The 16921-nt window shown below is 69.6% G+C and carries 18 protein-coding genes and 1 pseudogene; 9 read left to right on the top strand and 10 right to left on the bottom strand.

Annotation, left to right across the window (positions count from 1 at the left end):
• Window positions 1-223: 223 nt before the first annotated feature.
• The 3 genes from ACM6LU_RS03745 to ACM6LU_RS03735 are packed head-to-tail and all read right to left on the bottom strand — an operon-like array spanning window position 224 to window position 2960.
• Window positions 224-1036: an oxygenase MpaB family protein gene (locus tag ACM6LU_RS03745; protein ID WP_414936135.1), complete on the bottom strand. Its 813-nt coding sequence runs from the start codon at window positions 1034-1036 to the stop codon at window positions 224-226.
• Entirely contained in the window at window positions 1033-1581 is a 549-nt protein-coding gene (locus ACM6LU_RS03740) for a TetR/AcrR family transcriptional regulator (protein WP_414937077.1), read from the bottom strand. Before ACM6LU_RS03740 ends, ACM6LU_RS03745 begins: the two co-directional genes overlap by 4 nt.
• Window positions 1578-2960 carry an amidase gene (locus tag ACM6LU_RS03735; protein ID WP_414936134.1) on the bottom strand — a complete coding sequence of 461 codons (1383 nt, stop codon included), beginning with the start codon at window positions 2958-2960 and terminating at the stop codon, window positions 1578-1580. The genes ACM6LU_RS03740 and ACM6LU_RS03735 overlap by 4 nt, the downstream gene beginning before the upstream one ends.
• A gap of 74 nt (window positions 2961-3034) precedes the next feature.
• Between ACM6LU_RS03735 and ACM6LU_RS03730 the strand changes: the two genes are divergently transcribed.
• Window positions 3035-4039: a D-cysteine desulfhydrase family protein gene (locus tag ACM6LU_RS03730; RefSeq protein WP_414936133.1), complete on the top strand. Its 1005-nt coding sequence runs from the start codon at window positions 3035-3037 to the stop codon at window positions 4037-4039.
• A gap of 81 nt (window positions 4040-4120) precedes the next feature.
• On the opposite strand, the pseudogene ACM6LU_RS03725 reads toward ACM6LU_RS03730, so the two are convergent.
• Window positions 4121-4588: pseudogene (locus ACM6LU_RS03725) on the bottom strand (DUF998 domain-containing protein); the annotation flags it as partial.
• A 134-nt stretch (window positions 4589-4722) separates the two neighbouring features.
• The gene (locus ACM6LU_RS03720; RefSeq protein WP_414936132.1) at window positions 4723-5496 is read right to left on the bottom strand and encodes a hypothetical protein; all 774 of its coding nucleotides are present in this window, start codon (window positions 5494-5496) and stop codon (window positions 4723-4725) included.
• A 61-nt stretch (window positions 5497-5557) separates the two neighbouring features.
• Here ACM6LU_RS03720 and ACM6LU_RS03715 point away from each other — a divergent pair, with 61 nt between their 5' ends.
• Both ACM6LU_RS03715 and ACM6LU_RS03710 read left to right on the top strand, forming a co-directional pair.
• Entirely contained in the window at window positions 5558-5767 is a 210-nt protein-coding gene (locus ACM6LU_RS03715) for a sigma factor-like helix-turn-helix DNA-binding protein (RefSeq protein WP_004559389.1), read from the top strand.
• Entirely contained in the window at window positions 5767-6291 is a 525-nt protein-coding gene (locus tag ACM6LU_RS03710; RefSeq protein ID WP_414936131.1) for a Clp protease N-terminal domain-containing protein, read from the top strand. Before ACM6LU_RS03715 ends, ACM6LU_RS03710 begins: the two co-directional genes overlap by 1 nt.
• A gap of 79 nt (window positions 6292-6370) precedes the next feature.
• On the opposite strand, the gene ACM6LU_RS03705 is transcribed toward ACM6LU_RS03710, so the two are convergent.
• Window positions 6371-7003, bottom strand: coding sequence for a YczE/YyaS/YitT family protein (locus ACM6LU_RS03705; protein ID WP_414936130.1), 633 nt, complete (start codon window positions 7001-7003; stop codon window positions 6371-6373).
• 61 nt (window positions 7004-7064) lie between these two features.
• Here ACM6LU_RS03705 and ACM6LU_RS03700 point away from each other — a divergent pair, with 61 nt between their 5' ends.
• The gene (locus ACM6LU_RS03700; RefSeq protein WP_414936129.1) at window positions 7065-8519 is read left to right on the top strand and encodes a PLP-dependent aminotransferase family protein; all 1455 of its coding nucleotides are present in this window, start codon (window positions 7065-7067) and stop codon (window positions 8517-8519) included.
• Between the two features lie 518 nt (window positions 8520-9037).
• On the opposite strand, the gene ACM6LU_RS03695 is transcribed toward ACM6LU_RS03700, so the two are convergent.
• Window positions 9038-10108 (bottom strand): hypothetical protein, encoded by a 1071-nt coding sequence (locus tag ACM6LU_RS03695; RefSeq protein ID WP_414936128.1) that lies wholly within the window; start codon window positions 10106-10108, stop codon window positions 9038-9040.
• Window positions 10109-10473: 365 nt separating this feature from the next.
• Between ACM6LU_RS03695 and ACM6LU_RS03690 the strand changes: the two genes are divergently transcribed.
• Window positions 10474-10947 (top strand): RNA polymerase sigma factor, encoded by a 474-nt coding sequence (locus ACM6LU_RS03690; protein WP_414936127.1) that lies wholly within the window; start codon window positions 10474-10476, stop codon window positions 10945-10947.
• Window positions 10948-10962: 15 nt separating this feature from the next.
• Here ACM6LU_RS03690 and ACM6LU_RS03685 read toward each other — a convergent pair whose 3' ends face one another.
• Window positions 10963-12126, bottom strand: a complete 1164-nt coding sequence (locus tag ACM6LU_RS03685) for a pyridoxal phosphate-dependent aminotransferase (protein WP_414936126.1) — start codon at window positions 12124-12126, stop codon at window positions 10963-10965.
• 29 nt (window positions 12127-12155) lie between these two features.
• Between ACM6LU_RS03685 and ACM6LU_RS03680 the strand changes: the two genes are divergently transcribed.
• Window positions 12156-13454 carry a DUF445 domain-containing protein gene (locus tag ACM6LU_RS03680; RefSeq protein ID WP_414936125.1) on the top strand — a complete coding sequence of 433 codons (1299 nt, stop codon included), beginning with the start codon at window positions 12156-12158 and terminating at the stop codon, window positions 13452-13454.
• Window positions 13455-13702: 248 nt separating this feature from the next.
• Here the strand turns inward: ACM6LU_RS03680 and ACM6LU_RS03675 are convergent, their stop codons facing one another.
• Window positions 13703-14203 (bottom strand): CGNR zinc finger domain-containing protein, encoded by a 501-nt coding sequence (locus tag ACM6LU_RS03675; protein ID WP_414936124.1) that lies wholly within the window; start codon window positions 14201-14203, stop codon window positions 13703-13705.
• Between the two features lie 60 nt (window positions 14204-14263).
• On the opposite strand from ACM6LU_RS03675, the gene ACM6LU_RS03670 reads away from it, so the two are divergent.
• Genes ACM6LU_RS03670 through ACM6LU_RS03660 form a run of 3 tightly spaced genes read left to right on the top strand, consistent with a single transcriptional unit; the run spans window position 14264 to window position 15678 of the window.
• A complete protein-coding gene (locus ACM6LU_RS03670; RefSeq protein WP_414936123.1) occupies window positions 14264-14632 on the top strand; it encodes a VOC family protein in 369 nt (122 codons plus the stop codon).
• 33 nt (window positions 14633-14665) lie between these two features.
• Complete coding sequence (locus ACM6LU_RS03665; RefSeq protein WP_414936122.1) at window positions 14666-15043, top strand: zf-TFIIB domain-containing protein; 378 nt, start codon at window positions 14666-14668, stop codon at window positions 15041-15043.
• 2 nt (window positions 15044-15045) lie between these two features.
• Entirely contained in the window at window positions 15046-15678 is a 633-nt protein-coding gene (locus ACM6LU_RS03660) for an AAA family ATPase (RefSeq protein WP_414936121.1), read from the top strand.
• On the opposite strand, the gene ACM6LU_RS03655 is transcribed toward ACM6LU_RS03660, so the two are convergent.
• Window positions 15667-16797: a methyltransferase domain-containing protein gene (locus ACM6LU_RS03655; protein WP_414936120.1), complete on the bottom strand. Its 1131-nt coding sequence runs from the start codon at window positions 16795-16797 to the stop codon at window positions 15667-15669. The two genes, ACM6LU_RS03660 and ACM6LU_RS03655, sit on opposite strands and share 12 nt — an antisense overlap.
• Between the last annotated feature and the right edge of the window lie 124 nt (window positions 16798-16921).

Raw genomic sequence — 16921 nt, 5'->3', positions numbered from 1 at the left:
TAACGGCCGGGGCCGGGGAAAGCGTCACGGCGCGGGGTGAATCGGGGTCCCCCGTACAGGGGACCAGCACCCTTACTCCGGTGGGGGCTGAAGGGGACTTTCCCCGCATGCGATGCGGGGAAAGCGCCCTTCGCCTCGTCTTATGCGGGGAAAGCGTCCTTCAGCCCCCACCGGGCCCGCCACTGCCACCCAGGAAACGGTACGCGCGTGGATGGGCGCGGAATCAGACGTTGAGCCTGCCGATCCGGCGGACGAGCGACGAACGCAACGTCGTCGGCACCAGCCCGCCGAAGAACCTGACCACCGAGCGGAACCGGTCGAACCGGCGCCGGTCCCGATCAGTCCACTGTAGACCGAGCCGGTCACGCAGCGCGGGCGGAAGGGTGCCCCGGATGACGAACATCTGCGCCAGGTACTGCCATCGCCGCAACCGGATCCAGCGTTGGTCGGGCAGCCACCGCCACGGCTTCTTCACCGTCCGGATCGTTTCGAACAACGTCGAAATCGTCTCGTTCGGGCCGAAGTCGTCGACCATATCCGCGTAGTACCGCTCGAATTCCGCCCACGTCGGCGGCAGGTCCTGCTCGCGCAGGCCGAGAAGCCGTCCGATGTCGCACATCTGCGCGTAGTACTCGTCCAGTTCGGAAGGCGTCATCGGCTTGCCGTAGAACCGTTGCGTGTCAACGGGAACCATGACGAGCGTGGCGTGCACCCAGGCGTACGCGCGCGGGTGCAGCGCGCTGTACCCGCGGCCGTCGGCGTCGACGCCGGTGAACGACCGGTGCAGCGCGCGCAACCGGTCGGCCTCGTACCTGGCGCCTTCCGGGCCGCCGTAGACGTAGATGGACAGCGACGCGGCCGTGCGCACCAGCCGTGTCCACGGATCCTCGATGTAGTCGGAATGATCGCGGACCCCCGCGGCGACCACCGGATGCGCGACCTGCAGCACCAGCACCTGCCCGGCCAGCAGCCCGGCCCGGAAGTCCCCGAAGTACTTCCACGCCGCCGTCCCCTTGACGATCGGCGGACCGCTCATGACGCGCCGCGGATGAGCATCATCAGGGGCAGGGCCACCGGAACGCCGTCGTCACCCGTGGCGAGCCTGCGCAACTGCAGTCCGGCGATCAACGCCACGACCGGACCGGTCAGCCGTTCCGGCGAGGGGACGCCCAGCGTCCGCAGGATGACCAGCGCGAGTTCGTCGTAGGCGGCGAAACACCGCGCGGCCGCGTCCTGGAGTCCGGAATCACGCGCGGCCTGCAGATACAGCTCGTGCGCGCCGAGTTCGTCGGTGCCGAAGGGCAATTTCGCGATCACCTGCTCGACGACCGACGCCGCTTCTTCGACGCTCAAGCCCTTCTCCCGGTAGGCGTCGACGAACCCCGTCAGCTTCGAGGTCTCCTCCTCGGCGAACAGCAGCATCGCCTCGCGCAGCAACGCGGTCTGGCTGGGGAAGTGATAGGTCAGCGTGCCGAGCGAGACGTCGGCGGCGGTCGCGATCCGGCGGTTGGTCAGCCCGCCGACGCCCTGTTCCCCGACCACCTCGAGCGTGGCGTGGAGAATCGTCACGCGGGTGTTCACCAAGCGGTCTCGGGTTTGCGGTCCTGCCACCGTTCGACCTCTTCCAGTTGCGCGGCCAGGGAGATCAGCCGTTCTTCGGAGTGCGACGGGCCGAGCAGCTGCCCGCCGAGTGGCAGGCCTTCCTGGCTCGGCCCGGCAGGCACGTTGACCCCCGGCCAGCCCAGCACGTTCCACGGCCAAGCGTAAGGGCACGCGGCGATCATGGCCTGATCGGTCTGCCAGCCGGTGAGCTCGTCGAAGGTGCCGATCCGCGGCGGCGGCGTCGCGGTGGTCGGCGTGAGCAGGACGTCCACCCGGCCGAACACCGAGCCGATCTGTCGCTGCAGCAACGGTTCCGTGGCCCGCGCGAGCCGCAGCGCCGGACCGGCGAGCGCTGAGCCTTGCCGCGCGTTGGCCCGCGTGCGCGGGTCGAGCCGGGCCTGATCCGGGACGCGACGGGACCAGTCACGCACGCCGACGAGCGAACGCGGCAGGAAGGTAAGGCCGATCAGCCGGTAGTCCGGTTCGACCTCGACGATCTCGTGGCCGAGTTCGGCGAACCGCTCCGCGAGCCGGACGACGGCCGCGTGCGCTTGCGGGTCGAGCCGGGTTTTCGTGGCGGTGAAAGGGATCCGCGTGGACAGCCCGATGCGCATCCGGCCCGGTTCGCGGCGGGCGGCCGCCTGGAACGCGGTCCCGGTCCCGGCCGCGACGTCGAGCAGCAGGGCCGCGTCGGCGACGGTGCGCGCGAGCGGGCCGACCACGGTCAGCCCGTGGAACAGCTCACGTTCGGTCGGGACGCGGCCCCGCTGCGGTTTGATCCCGACCAGATCGGTCCACGCGGCCGGGATCCGGATCGACCCGGCCCCGTCGGAACCCAGCGCGGCGGCGATCACCCCCGACGCGATGGCCGCCGCCGCGCCGCCTGAGGAACCGCCAGGAGTCCGCTCGGGATCCCACGGATTGCGGGTCGCGCCGAACGCCGGGCCTTCGGTGAAGGGCCACTGGCCGAGTTCTGGAGTGTTGGTCTTGCCGATGAGTACCGCACCTGCCCGGCGGAGTGCCGCGACGGGCGGGGAGTCCGCCGTCGCGGGGGAGAAGTCGCCGTCGCAGCCGAACGCCGTCGGCAGGCCGGTGACGTCGAGGTCGTCTTTGATCGCGGTGGGGACGCCGAGCAGGGGAGCGGTTTCACCGGCGGCCAGCCGCCGGTCGGCGTCCTCGGCCTCGCGAAGGGCTTCTTCGGGGCGAAGGCACTTGAAGGCGTTGAGAGTCGGCTGGCTGGCTTCGGCTCTTTCGAGCGCCAAGCGCGTGAGCTCGACAGACGTCGTGGTCCCGCTGGCGAGCATCGAGGCCTGTTCGGCGAGGCCGGTGAACGCGAGGTCCGGTTTCGAGGTGGTCATGACTCCCCCTGCGTATCTCGTTCGTTCAAACGAACGATACCACCGTGTGGCCTCGGTGTGGTTACGTGACCTGCATGAACTTCGATCGCTTTCCCCGCGTCGACCTCGGTGGCCTGCCGACGCCACTGCATCCGGCACCCCGGCTGGGTGAGGCACTCGGCCTGCCGAACCTGTTGCTCAAACGGGACGACGTGCATCCGCTCGGCGTGGGCGGCAACAAGCTGCGCAAACTCGAGTTCCTGCTCGGTGCGGCGATCGAGGCGGGCGTCGACACGGTGATCACCTTCGGCGCGCTGCAGACCAACCACGGTCGCCAGACCGCTGCTGCCTGCGCGAAGCTCGGGCTGCGGTGCGAACTCGTGCTCACCGCGAAGGTTCCTCGTGACGGCGACGCGTACGAACGGTCCGGCAATGTCTTGCTCGATCACCTCTTCGGCGCGAACGTGCACGTCTGTCGCGACGGGGAGGAGACCGGCGGGACCTACGACCGGCTGATCACCGAGGCCGCGGCCGAGGGCCGCAAGGTGGCCACGTTCCCCGTCGGCGGCTCCGACGCCGTCGGGGCACTCGGGTACGTGGCGGCCGCGCACGAGATCGCCGGACAACTCGCCGACCGCGGCATCACCAAGGCGCGGCTGGTCGTTCCGCACGCCAGCGGCGGGACTTCGGCCGGGCTCATCGTCGGGACGGCGAACCTCGACTGGCTGACGCTCGACGTCGCCTGCGTCAGCCATCCGGTCGACGAGGCCCTGGACAACCTGGCCGACCTCACCACGGCGGTCTCCGTGCTGCTGGGAACTGGGCCGCCGTCACTCGAAGGTCTGCGCATCGACGACCGCGCGATCGGCCCCGGCTATGGGATCCCGACCGTCGAGACGTGGGACGCGGTTCGGCTTTTCGGCCGCACGGAAGGGATCGCGCTCGATCCCGTGTACACCGGCAAGGTGGCCGCCGCGCTGGTCGATTGGGCTGCCGAAGGCCATTTCGCGGCCGAGGAGCACGTCGTTTTCCTGCACACGGGTGGTCTGCCCGGCCTCTACGGTTACGCCCCGGAATTCACCGACACGGTGAGCCGCTGACGCGACCTTCAGCATCCCGCCGATCAGGAGCACGTGCGCCACCAGCGAAAGCCGTTGCGCGACGCCGACCGGCGCGATGTCGGTCAGCGTCCTGAAGAACGGGATATCGGACAGGCGCACGAAGATGAAGGTGAGCCCGAAGACGATCAGCCCGGCCGCGCTGCCCCAGGCCAGGCGGCCGATCTGCCGGGCCGCGGGGGTGCCGCGCAGGTTGTCGCGCAGGGTGAACCCGGCGGCGGGCAGGCTGAGGAACGCGATGAGGCACGCGTACAGATGGATCTCGCCGCTGACCGGGTCCGGGAATTCGGGGTAGCTCGCCGGGAAGATCGCGGCCGCCGCCAAGCCGAGCGACCACAGCACGAAGAGCACCTTCGTGGTGTGGCTGAGGTGGATCCCGGCGGCGGCCAGGGCGCCGAGCGCGGTGAGCGAGCCGATGGACAACGACAGCACGCTCGCGCCGAGCATGCCCGTGCCGCGATCGACGTAGGCGTAACTCGACAACGTGTCGAAGACCGGATCTCGTGAACTGATCAGGTGCAGCACGACCATCGTGGACACCGCCCAGCCGATGGCCACCGCCGACGCGATCAGCCAAGGTCTGGCACGCGAGGGCCCCCCAGGGAACGTCATGCGTCGAGTGTGCTCGCGAGACCGCGCATTTCCGATCCGGGAAGCCCCCGGTTCTACCCTGGGGCTACCCCTAACTCGACCAGTACCAGTAGCTGGTCATCGTGCCTTTTCGCCCGGGGCCAGCGGTCGCCGTCCGGGTCCGTTTTCTCCGCCGTGCGCACCGCGTCGAGTACCGCGTCCGGACCACGCTCCCGGCTGATGGCGAGCACTTCCGGCCAGTCGAACAGCGCGTACTCGTCGACACCGATCGCGACGCCGTCCGTCGCCAGCAGCAGGGCCTCGACCTCCGAGCGCGGCCAGCTGCGGCGTACGGCCTCGACAGCCGCCTTCGGTTCCGCCTCGGCGACCCAGAAGCCGTCCGGCGCGTTGCGTTTCGCGCGGACGTCGGCACCGGTGCGGAGCTGACCACCGTCGCGGAGCGAGACCAGTCTGTCGTCGGTGAGGGGATCGGCGCCCGAAGGCCCGAAGGCGATGATCGGGCTGTCGGCGAGCACCAGCCCGTCGACGGTGTCGTCCGTCCAGCGTGCGATCGCGACCGTGCTCGACGGCGAGTGTCCCGGCGCCAGACCTTCGCGGCGCGCGACGTCGGCGATCGACTCGGCCAGCAGGACCGTGAGATCCGCGTGGGGGTCCATGGTCAGCGCCTGCGACAGGGTGTGCACGAGCAGGCTCGCGTACCAGCCGCCGGACGGCAGATCCGGCCGCGGCGAGGTCGCTCCGTCGAGCACCACCACGGCGTTGGCGAGTACGGCGACGTGGTCTTCGGTCGGGCGCGATGCTCCGTCCGCGCCTACTCCGTCCCTTTCCGCCACTGCGATTTCGACCATGACAAGACCCTAACTGTCAACCGGCGTTGACACTGCCGACATGTCAACGTAGGTTGACGTCATGACCGAAGCGACAGACCTGGCCGCGCGAGCCGGTGACCGTGATCCCCGGGTGGGGTTGCGCGCCGTCGCCGCCTTGCGCCGGCTGTTGGAGCAACTCGAGGCCGTGCAGGTCCGCAGCGCGCGGGTGCACGGCTGGTCCTGGCAGGAGATCGCGGCCGAGCTGGGGGTCAGCAGGCAAGCGGTCCACAAGAAGTACGGGAGGCACTGATGTTCGAACGCTTCAGCACCGAAGCCCGAGAAGTCGTGATCGGGGCTCAGCGCGTCGCGTCGGACGAGAAGTCCGCGAACGTAGACGCGTTCCACCTGCTGACCTCGCTGTCCCTGAACACGGGCCTGCTCGCCACCTTGGGCTGCCCGGCGGAAGAACTGGCCGACGACCTCCGGCGGGTCCGCCGCCGGGGCGGGATGAGCGACGCCGATGTCGAAGCCCTGAGCGGGTTCGGCATCGACGTCGAGCACATCGTCGAACGGGTCGAGCAGACCCACGGCGAAGGCGCGCTGACCGGTGGGACGCGGAGCAAACGCGGCCACCGGCCCTTCACGCGGGAGGCGAAGAAGGTGCTGGAGAAGTGCCTTCGTGAAGCCATCGACGTCGGGGACAAGCGCATCGACGCCGAGCACTTCCTGCTCGCGCTGACCTCGCTCCCCGGGGTGGCCGCCGACGTCCTCGCCCAGCGCGGCATCGACTACCTCGCCGTCCGGCGCCTGCTGGAGCGGCGCGCGGCCAGCTAGCGGGGGCTGAAGGGGACTTTCCCCGAATGTCACGTGGGGAAAGTCCCCTTCACCGCGTGAGGCGCGGGGAAAGTCCCCTTCAGCTCTTGGCGCGCTCACGCCAGGTGACCAACGGCAGGAACGCCTGCGTGAGCGGCCCGATGGCGAGCGCGTAGAGCACCGTGCCGACGCCGACGGTGCCGCCGAGCAGCCAGCCTCCGGCCAGCACGGTGATCTCGATGAGGGTCCGGACGAGGCGGATCGACTTACCCGTCCGGGCCGCGAAGCCGGTCATCAGCCCGTCGCGGGGGCCGGGGCCGAGCCGCGCGCCGACGTAGATCGCGGCGGCGAGGCCGTTGAGCACGACGCCGGCGACCAGGTTGAAGATCTGCCAGCCGAGCACGTGCTGATCGGGAAGGAAGATCCGCACCAGGTCGACGGTGACCGAGATGACCACGATGTTCGCGACGGTGCCGATACCGGGCCGCTGCCGCAGGGGGATCCAGAGCAGGAGTACCGCGACCGAAGCGAACGCGGTGACCGTGCCGAAGGAGAGACCGGTGATCTTCATCAGGCCTTCGTGGAGCACGTCCCACGGGTCGAGGCCGAGGCCGGACCTGGTCAGCATGGCCATGCTGCCGCCGTAGAGGGCGAGCCCGCCGACGAGCTGGAACGAGCGGCGGGTGGTGTCGTGGGAGATGCCCACGGGACGGAGGTCGAGTGTAAGTGCCACGAATACACCATCAGGGGTAAGTGGCTTTCTTGACCATGGCCAATCTGCAAGAATTGGTCTCATGAAACCGCTGATCCCGCTGACTGGACGCGTTTCGGGCGCAAAATTGGCCACTTTACTGGGGAGCTGGCGTCAGAGTGGTTCTCGTCACGGCGCGGCGGACCTCGCGGCGGCGGTCGAGCTGCTGATCCTCGACGGCAGGCTCCCTCTCGGCACGAAACTCCCGGCCGAACGGGAGCTCGCCGACGCACTGACGGTCAGCCGCACGCTGATCGGAGCCGCGCTGGACAAACTGCGGGCCGACGGCCTGGTCGCCAGCCGTCGCGGGGCCGGTTCCTGGATCGCGTCCCCCGGCGGCCGGGGCCGGGACGTGCCGCTGCCGACCGGGGAGGACCTCATCGACCTCGCCCAGGCCTGCCCGCCCGCCATCGCCGGCCTGGTCCCCGCCGTGGACGCCGCGCGGAAGGCACTGGCGGACCACCTCGGCGAGAACGGCTATCACGTGCGTGGACTGCGGGTCCTGCGCGAGCGGATCGCCCGCCGCTACACCGAACGCGGCCTGCCGACCAACGCCGACCAGGTGATGATCACCAACGGGGCGCATCACGCGTTCGTGCAGGTCCTGCGCATGCTGGCCGGTCCGGGTGACCGGGTGCTGGTCGAGCAGCCGACGTACCCGAACGCGCTCGAAGCCATCGGCGCCGCGCACGCCATCGGAGTACCGGTGCCGCTGGACCCGGCCACCGGCTGGGACGTCGTCGGCATCGAAGCCGCGCTGCGGCAATCCGCGCCGAGGCTCGCGTACTTCGTCGCGGATTTCCAGAACCCGACAGGGCTGCGGCTGGACGCGGCGGGCCGGGAGCGGCTCTCGGCCGCGCTGAGCCGCGCGCGGACGCCGTCGATCATCGACGAGACACTGGTCGAACTGGACCTCGAAGGCGATCCGGCCGACGGCCCGCCGCCGCTCGGCGCGTTCGCCGGCGACCTCGGCATCACGATCGGCTCGGCGTCGAAGTCGCATTGGGCCGGGCTGCGGCTGGGCTGGATCCGCGCTTCTGAGGACGTGATCGGCAGGCTGGTCGCGGCCCGTTTCGCCGTCGACCTGGGGTCTCCGGTCTTCGAGCAACTCGTCCTCGCCGAACTGCTCGACGACGGCGGGGCCGCGCTGGCGCGCCGCCGCGAGGAGACGCGGGCCCTGCGCGACGCGTTGACCGGCGCGTTGAACTGGTACTGCCCGGACTGGACGTTCACTGTGCCGCCGGGCGGGCTTTCGCTGTGGTGCCGTCTGCCGGAGCCGATGAGCACGCGGCTGGCCGTCGCGGCGGCGGGTCACGGGGTGCAGGTGGCGCCGGGCTCCCGGTTCGGCGTCCACGGTGGACTGGAGCGCTGGCTAAGGCTGCCGTACGCGCTTCCGGCCGACCGGCTCTTCGAGGCCGTGCGACGGCTGGGCGCGGCCGCCGCTTCGGTGGCCGTTACTTCCGCCACGGCCGCCCCGCTGGCCGTCCAGGTCACCTGAGTCCCGCGTTTCGTCCTCTAGTTGCGGTAGTTCGCACCGCCAACTACCGCAACTAGAGGACGAAACGCGGAGGTGGGGAAACGGAAATAGCCGGTGCGCCGGCGGGGCGGCCGATGCTCCAGGGAGGGCATCGGCGCCGCACGACCAGCGCACCGGCTATCCGGCCCGCTCCGAGGCCGAAACCTCGCAAGCGGGCACCGCGGCGGTTACCCGGCACAGCCCCTCGACGTGCCGGGAACCGCCCGCGGTTACAGGTGGTCTTCGAGCTTGACCGGCTCCTGCTCGGCGCGGTGAGCAGAAACCCACGAAGTCCACCCGGTGCTGGTCCCGGCGCCGCAGGGGCAGCGCGGCGCCGGGGCCGGGATCCGAACCGGCCGGGCGCGGTCGGCCGTTCGGAAAGACGGGAAAACCTGACTGAGGGCAGGCTGAAAAGCGACTTGTGCCAGGGATTTCAGAAGACGCCGAAAACCGAAGTCGATCTTGGTTTGGACGTGGTTCTCCCCGGCGACCCGGTCAGGTCAGTCGGGGGAGGTGGTGGGAAGCGCGGCTTCCCTGCCGGTGCGCTCGCCTTCATGGTCGCAGCCGGTTCCGAGGAGTTTCAGCTGCGTGGCGGGGATTCCGGAGTCGAGCACGGCGAGCGGCCCGCGGCCGCCGCCGGAGTGGTCGTGCCCTGGCTGGGCGCTCGTCGTGGGCGCGAGCGGGGCGACCGGGGTGTTCGGCAGGCCACCGCCGCCGCCTCCAGAGCCGCCGCCGTCCGGGGACACGTGCGTCTCGGACTCGGCGGGCGCCGCCGGAGCGGGCCGGTCGTGGGACTTGACCCGGGTGGGCAGGGCGACGTGGTGGTTCTGGTTCTGGACGGCCGTCGCCGGAGCGGGCGTCTCGGCGGGCACGAACGGACGCGGGTCCGGGGTGATCGGCGCGGGCGTGCTCGGCGTGGTGACCTCGGCGGGCACGGCGATGGTGACCGAGCCACTCGCCGACTCACCCGAGCCGCCGCCGAAGACGGGGTCGAGGGTGTCCCCGACGCCCGGCAGGATCACCGGCTCGCCCGCATCGCAGCACGGGCCCGGCATGACGATCGGCGCGATGACCTTTTCGCCGATTCCGCCGACGACCCCGCCCACGGTTTCGACGGCGCCGCCGACCGTGTTCGTGACGATGTTCAGCACGCCACCGATGAGGCCGCCCAGTAAACCGTTGGCCGCCTGGGGCTTCGCGGTCTTTTTGACCGGTTCCAGAGAAGCGGACTTCTCGACGGAACTCGCGCTCGAAACGGCCTTTTCCTCGACGGCGGCCTCAGGCTCCTCGCTCTCTGCGGGGACGGGCTCTTCGTGCGGTGATTCGGCCTTCGAGGTACCGGCCTTGCTCGAGTCCGATGTGGACTCTTTCGGCGTAGTGGTCGTTTCGTTCGACGGCTGGACCACCGAGGTCTCCGGCGTCGCGGAAGTCTGTTCCTCGGCCGAAGCCGGGGTGCTCAGGACGGCGCCGAGGATCCAGCCCGTGAGAGCGAGCCCGCCCGCGAAGAGGATTCGCGCTCCCGCTTTCGGGGGCACGAGGCCGCGACGACGCACGACTGCCGGACCACTCACAGCAATCACCACCGTTCACGCCTGAAACCCACGTTCTCCGCGTGAGTTCGATCTTGCTTGGGGTCTTTTCCGGTCAGGTCGCAGTTCCCCCGGGGCTGCACCAGTTTTAGCACCGGAGGGGAGTGTTTCACTTCAGCCGCCGTCGATCCAGCCCGTTAGGCGGAACGACGCAACCGGCTCCGGTGCCTGGAGTACCGAAGTTGATCACTCTCGGTGTGTGCCCGGCGGTCATCCGGGCCTGGGTGGAACTACTCAAATCCTCGGTGACCTGACCTTTTCCGGATCCTCGCTGCGGTGCGTGCCGTCGAAGTCGCGTTCGGTGATCGGGATGGCGGATGCGAGCCGCCGGGAGGGGAGAGTCCGCGATGTGGGACGTGAAAGTAGTTTCGGCAGCGGTGCTCAGCGCGCTGAAGACCTACCGGCTGAGCGAAGCCGACGCCAAGGACGTCTGTCAGGAAGCCTGGCTGGAACTGCTCCGCGCGCCGGGCGTGTTGCGTGACGAAGCGAACCTCCGGGCGTGGCTGACGACCACTGCGCGGCGTCGCGCGCTCCGGATGATCACCAGGAGCAGGCGTGAAACACCGCGTCCGCTCCCGGGGCCGGACACGACCCCGGAGGCCGAGGTCGTCCGCGCCGAACGCGACCGCGCGCTGTGGGCGGCGGTCGATTGCCTACCGGACTTGCACCGGCGGCTGATCTGGCTGCTCGCGCACCGGCCGGAGCTGTCCTACGCCCAGCTCGCGGGGGAGCTGGGGATCAGTCCTGCCAGTATCGGCAGGGTGCGAAGACGGTGTCTGGACCGGCTCGAAAGGGCTCTCGAAAAGGGCGGCTGGGCCTGAGGGACATCGGACGGGTCACCGCAGTTTGCGTAAGCGGGTGACCGCTTCGTCGATGACCTCATTGCGTTTGCAGAACGCGAAACGCAGCAGGTGGTTCCACTCTTCCGGGTGATCGGTGAACACTTTTACGGGCACGGCCGCCACGCCCACCCGTTCGGGGAGCTCCCAGGCCAGTTCCGCGGCGTCGTCGAAGCCGAGCGGGCGGACGTCGACGCAGATGAAGTACGTCCCGGCGGTCGGCCGGACCGCGAACCCCGCCTCCGCGAGGCCCGCCGCGAGCCGGTCCCGTTTGCCCTGCAGGCTCGTGCGCAGCTCTTCGGCCCACGGCAGTTCGTGGTCCAGCGCGTGGGCGACCGCCGGCTGCAACGGGCCGCCCGAGACGAAGGTGATGAACTGCTTCACCGCTTTCACCGCCGCGACCAGTTCGGGGCTCGCGCAGACCCAGCCGATCTTCCAGCCGGTGCAGTTGAACGTCTTGCCCGCACTGGAGATCGAGACCGTGCGGTCTCGCATTCCGGGCAGGGTCGCGAGTGGGAAGTGTTCGGCGCCGTCGAACACCAGATGCTCGTACACCTCGTCGGTGATGGCGATCAGGTCGTGCTGCACGCACAGCGCGGCGACGGCTTCCAGTTCAGTACGCGTGAACACCGTTCCGGTCGGGTTGTGCGGCGAGTTGATCAGGATCGCCCTGGTCCGGTCGGACACCGCGGCGCGCAGGCCCTCGACGTCCAGCGCGAACCGGCCGTCGCGTTCGACAAGGCCGACGACGCGCCGCTCCGCCCCCGCCATGGCGACAGCGGCCGCGTACGAGTCGTAGTACGGCTCGATGACGATGACCTCGTCACCCGCTTGCGTCAGCGCGATCAGTGACGCCGCGATGGCCTCGGTGGCCCCGGCGGTGACCAGGATCTCCGTACCGGGGTCGTATTCGACGCCGTACCGGAGCCGGTGCCGCGCGATCGCCGCGCGCAACTCCGGCCGTCCGGGACCCGGCGGATACTGGTTGGCGCCTCCGAACAGCGCGTTCTTGGCGGCGTCGAGCATTCCGGCAGGCCCGTCGGTGTCGGGAAAACCCTGGCCGAGGTTGACGGCTTCGTGGCGGACGGCCAGTGCCGTCATCTCCGCGAAGATGGTCGAGGTGAAGGGCTGGAGGCGGGGTACGAGGACAGGTTCGCGCACGATCAGCCATCCTCACGGACAATGGGCGTGTGGAGCAACTGACGCCCGCCAAGGTGACCCCAGCCGATCCACCCGGTGGAACCGCCGCCGAGGAGGAGAAGCGCCGTGGCCTGCGCAAGATGAAGATGGTCGCGTTGTCGTTCCTGCTCGGTGCGACGGTGATCTTCCTGCTGACCAGCTGGGCCGAGGCCGCGGGCTGGCCGGGCTGGGTCGGCTACGTCCGCGCCGCCGCCGAAGCCGGGATGGTCGGCGCGCTCGCGGACTGGTTCGCGGTGACGGCGCTGTTCCGGCATCCGTTGCGGATCAAGATCCCGCACACCGCGATCATCCCGAACAAGAAGGACGCGCTGGGCAGCAGCCTCGGTGACTTCGTCGGCTCGAACTTCCTGTCCGAGTCCGTGATCCGCGAGAAGCTGAGCCGGGTCGAGATCTCGAAGCGGCTCGGCGGCTGGCTCTCGCAACCGAAGAACGCCGAACGCGTGACGTCCGAGCTGGCCACCGTCGTGCGTGCCGCCGTCAAGGTGCTCCGCGACGAAGACGTCCAGGCGATCATGGAACAGGCCGTGGTCAAGCGGATCGTGGACAAGCCGTGGGGTCCGCCGCTGGGCAAGATCCTGGCGGGCGTGTTCGCCGACGGGGCGCACCACAAGCTGGTGGACCTGATGTGCGACCGCGCCTACGAATGGGTGCGGGACAACCACACGACGATGCTGCGCGTGGTCTCGGACCGGGCACCGAGCTGGTCGCCGAAGTTCGTCGACGGGATGCTCGCGGACAAGGTCTACGGCGAGGTGCTCTCCTTCGTGTGGGCGGTGAAGACCGACGTCAACCACCCCATGCGGCTGGCGCTGGACAAGTTCCTCGGCGAGTTCGCCCAGGACCTGCAGACCGACCCCGAGGTGATGGCGCGCGCCGAGCAGGTCAAGGCCCAGATGCTGGGGCACGACGAGGTGCAGAAGCTGATCGGCTCGGCATGGGCGACGGCCAAGGAGATGCTGCTCAACGCCGCCGAGGACCCGTCGAGCGAGCTGCGGCGCCGGGTGCGCACCGGACTCGAGGCACTGGGCGGGCGGCTGGTCTCCGACGACCACATCCGGTCCAAGGTGGACAACTGGGTGGAGGGTGCGGCGGCCTACCTGGTCACCAACTACTCCCGCGAGATCACCGGGATCATCACCGACACCGTGGAGCGTTGGGACGCGGATGAGACCTCGCGCAAGATCGAGCTCCAAGTGGGCCGGGATCTGCAGTTCATCCGGATCAACGGCACGGTGGTCGGCGCGCTCGCCGGCCTGGTCATCTACGCGGTCGCGCAGCTGCTCTTTTGAGCGGCGGCACTTATACCACACTCTGGAGGCCACGCCGGGAGTTGTCCACAGGAAGTGGAGTCATCCCCAGGGTTATCCACAACATTTCACGTTTTTGGCCTAACGGTGTGCACAACACCTGGGGGTAACTCGGGGGTGGGTGACCCCAGAAGTTGTGGTCGCGGGCGGCTGAAGGGGACTTTACCCGCGTGCGATGCGGGGAAAGCGCCCTTCGCCGCGTGAGATGAGGGGAAAGTCCCCTTCAGCGCTCAGGTCGAGACGTCCGCCGTCCGCGCCCGCCAGGCCCGCGCCTTTTCCCGGTTCCCGCACGCCCGCATCGAGCACCACGTCCGCGACCGGTTGCGCGATTCGTCGTAAAACGCCCACAGGCAGTCGTCCGCGGGGCAGATCTTGAGCCGGATCCATTCGCCGAGCACGGTCAGCCGGGTCGACGCCGCCATCACCGCCTCGCTGACCGATTCCGCGACCAGGAGCGGGCCTTCCGGACCCAGGACGATCTCCGCCGGTGCGCGCAGGCCGAGCCGGGGCAGGCGCGGATCGCCGATCGCCGAGCGCAGCGCGTCCCGGGTTTCGCGCGCGGCCGCGGGGGTATCCGCGCGCAGCCGGTGATCGCGGGCCCAGCGTTGCCAGGTCTCCAGATCGTCCAGGAGGTCGGAGCCGCGTTCGACGTTCACCGTGTTCAAAAACTCGACCACCAGGGACGCGTCGGTGTTCACCCCGCCCAGTGTACGGGCGAGACCTGTTGTCATCGGCTGCGATAACCCGCATACTCGGTTCGCTGGTTACTCGATCATCGTGGAGGCTGAACCATGGGTGCGATACCGACCTTCGGTGCGGTGGCCCTCGACTGTCCGGACCCGGTCGCGCTGGCGGAGTTCTACCGCGAGCTGCTCGACTGGAAGGCGGCCGAGGTCGCCGAAGACGGCCATTGGGTGACTCTGCGGAACCCGGAGGGCGGCGCGCGGTTCTCGTTCCAGCGCGTGCCGGACTATCGGCCACCCGCGTGGCCGTCGGCGGAGAACCCGCAGCAGGCGCACGTCGACCTCGACGTCACCGATCTCGAAGCCGGTCACGAGCGTGCGCTGGCCATCGGCGCGAAGCTGCTCGACGACTCCCCGAAGAGCTTCCGGGTCTACGCGGATCCGGCCGGTCACCCGTTTTGTCTGTGTGCCTGCTGACCTCGGGCGCGAAAAATGCGTAACCTCTGATACGTGATTTGTCCGAAGTGTCAGAACGCCATGAAGACCGTCGACAAGAACGGTATCCACATCGACCAGTGCCAGGGATGCCGCGGCATCTTCCTGGACCGGGGCGAGCTGGAGGCCATCGCCGGTGCCGAGAACTCGCATTACGGCGGGCATCAGCCTCCGCCGTACCAGGGAGGTGGGCACGCGCCGGCTCCGCATTACGGACGGCCGGACTCGCCGCGCCCGCATCGCGGCGGGTACGCCGACTCGCCGAAGGGCTACCGGGGTGGCGGTTACGCGGATTCGCCCAAGGGCTACCGCGGCCACGCCGACTCCCCGCACGGGTACGGCCACCAGGGCAAGCGTCGTAAGGGCGGCTTCCTCGAGGGCCTCTTCGACTGACCGTGGTCCTCGATCTCAAGATCTGCCCGGCCTGCGGTGATCGCGCCGAACGGCCACACGTCGAGAGCGGGCTGCTGGTGTGCGCGGACTGCGCGCACCGGTGGCCGTTCCGGCGGCTCCCGCTGTTCGCGCTGACCGGGCCGAGCGGGGCGGGCAAGTCGACGGTCGGGCCGCGTCTGGCGGAACGGCTCGGTGACCTTGCGCTCGTGGTCGAACAGGACGTGCTGTGGACCGGGGCGTTGCGCGACGACGTCCCCGGCCATCCCGCGTTCCGCTCGACCTGGCTGCGGATGGCGGCGATGCTGCACCAGAACGGGCGGCCGGTCGTGCTCTGCGGCACCGTCGCGCCGCCCGAGTTCGAGCAGTTGCCCGAGCGCGTCTTCTTCTCCGACATCCACTACCTGGCGCTCGTCAGCGAGCCCGAAGCCTTGCGCAAGCGCTTGCTGGCCCGGCCCGCCTGGCGCGAGTGGGACGAGGAGCGGGTCGAGGAAATGCTGGAGTTCAACGCGTGGCTGCAGCGGGAAGCGCCGTCGCTGGATCCGCCGGTCGAGGTGTTCGACACCACCCATCTCCCGGTGGACGCCGCCGTCGATCGCGTGGAGACGTGGGTGCGGGGCCTGCTCTCACGGTCGTAGCGGCCAAGTCCTGCCCTCGGGGGAGTCCAGCCAGATCACCTGGTCGTCGCCGTCGAGGCTGAGCCCGAACCGGTCCCGCCACGGCTGACCGAGTTCCAGCCAGTCCTCCTGCGCGCGCTCGACCAGCTCCCAGAGCCGCCGCGGCCCGCCTTCCGCCACTTCGAACTCGCGCCCCCGCTTCCGGTGCCGCGCCCATGAGCCGTCGGGGTGGACGAGGGCGGCGTTCTGGCCGTCCCGCAGCGTCGACACGCCGGGAAGCTGGAGTCCGGCGAAGAACTCGAAGCGGCTGCGGACTTCGGTGATGGCTCCCAGCGGCAGCTTGGTCGGCCGCCAGACGATGTCGCCGTCCGGCAGCTTCGACGGCTTGAACCGATGCGCGCGCAGCGGCATGAAGCGACCGTCGCGGGCGAGCACGCGTCCGTGTCCCGTCGCGCCTTCGCCCGCGACGATCCGGACGAGCCCGCCGCCGATCGGCCGGTTCAGCGTGGTGACAATCAGTCCGCCCGGCACCGTCTGTTCCAGCCACGCGGGCGGGATCGACGACACCGAGCACGTGCACAACACCCGGTCGTAGAGGACGCCGGCAGGGAATCCCTCGGCGCCGTCGGACGCGGCGCAAGACGGCGCGTATCCGGCTTCCGCGAGCCGCTCGCGCGCGGCGTCGACCAGCTCCGGGTCGATGTCCACCGTGTACACGAGCCCCGAGCCGAGCCGTTGGCAAAGCAGGGCGGCGTTGTAACCGGTCCCGGTGCCGATCTCCAGCACGCGGTGCCCGTCGGCGACCCGGAGCTCTTCGAGCATGATCGCCATGATCGACGGCTGGCTGGACGAACTCGTCGGCGTTCCCGGCTGCGCGCCGAGGTAGCGCGCCCGTTCCCAGAGTCCGGAGTCGTCGTCGAGCTGGACGACCAGGACCTCGGGGGAGTAGGCGCGCCTCAGCCAGCCGTCGTCGCCGTTCTCCACCGCGGCCCAGCCGTTCGCCGCCGGGACGAAGAACCGCGGCAGGAAGACGTGCCTCGGCACGGTGCGGAACGCGGTCATCCAGTGCGCGTCGTGCAGCACGCCTTCGGCGAGCAGATGCTCGACGAGGCGTCGCCGCAGTCGCGTCGCACTCGACATCCCTCCACCGTAGCGGGGTGAGCGGCAACACACCCGATAATTGCAAGCAGAGTGCTTGCAATAGCTAGCACTCGCGCGTAGCGTCGAAGATGTCGCGAGGAGGTGACCGTTGTCAGACACCACC

This window comes from Amycolatopsis sp. cmx-11-51, from assembly GCF_047608665.1.
Taxonomy (GTDB): Bacteria; Actinomycetota; Actinomycetes; order Mycobacteriales; family Pseudonocardiaceae; genus Amycolatopsis.
Note: the sequence above shows the minus strand (reverse complement) of the source record. Positions and strands in the feature narration are given on the sequence as shown.

Coding starts and splice junctions, on each gene's coding strand:
- ACM6LU_RS03745 (WP_414936135.1), bottom strand. CDS start 1,036: ATGAGCGGTCCGCCGATCGTCAAGGGGACGGCGGCGTGGAAGTACTTC.
- ACM6LU_RS03735 (WP_414936134.1), bottom strand. CDS start 2,960: ATGACCACCTCGAAACCGGACCTCGCGTTCACCGGCCTCGCCGAACAG.
- ACM6LU_RS03730 (WP_414936133.1), top strand. CDS start 3,035: ATGAACTTCGATCGCTTTCCCCGCGTCGACCTCGGTGGCCTGCCGACG.
- ACM6LU_RS03720 (WP_414936132.1), bottom strand. CDS start 5,496: ATGGTCGAAATCGCAGTGGCGGAAAGGGACGGAGTAGGCGCGGACGGA.
- ACM6LU_RS03715 (WP_004559389.1), top strand. CDS start 5,558: ATGACCGAAGCGACAGACCTGGCCGCGCGAGCCGGTGACCGTGATCCC.
- ACM6LU_RS03710 (WP_414936131.1), top strand. CDS start 5,767: ATGTTCGAACGCTTCAGCACCGAAGCCCGAGAAGTCGTGATCGGGGCT.
- ACM6LU_RS03700 (WP_414936129.1), top strand. CDS start 7,065: ATGAAACCGCTGATCCCGCTGACTGGACGCGTTTCGGGCGCAAAATTG.
- ACM6LU_RS03690 (WP_414936127.1), top strand. CDS start 10,474: ATGTGGGACGTGAAAGTAGTTTCGGCAGCGGTGCTCAGCGCGCTGAAG.
- ACM6LU_RS03675 (WP_414936124.1), bottom strand. CDS start 14,203: ATGACAACAGGTCTCGCCCGTACACTGGGCGGGGTGAACACCGACGCG.
- ACM6LU_RS03670 (WP_414936123.1), top strand. CDS start 14,264: ATGGGTGCGATACCGACCTTCGGTGCGGTGGCCCTCGACTGTCCGGAC.
- ACM6LU_RS03655 (WP_414936120.1), bottom strand. CDS start 16,797: ATGTCGAGTGCGACGCGACTGCGGCGACGCCTCGTCGAGCATCTGCTC.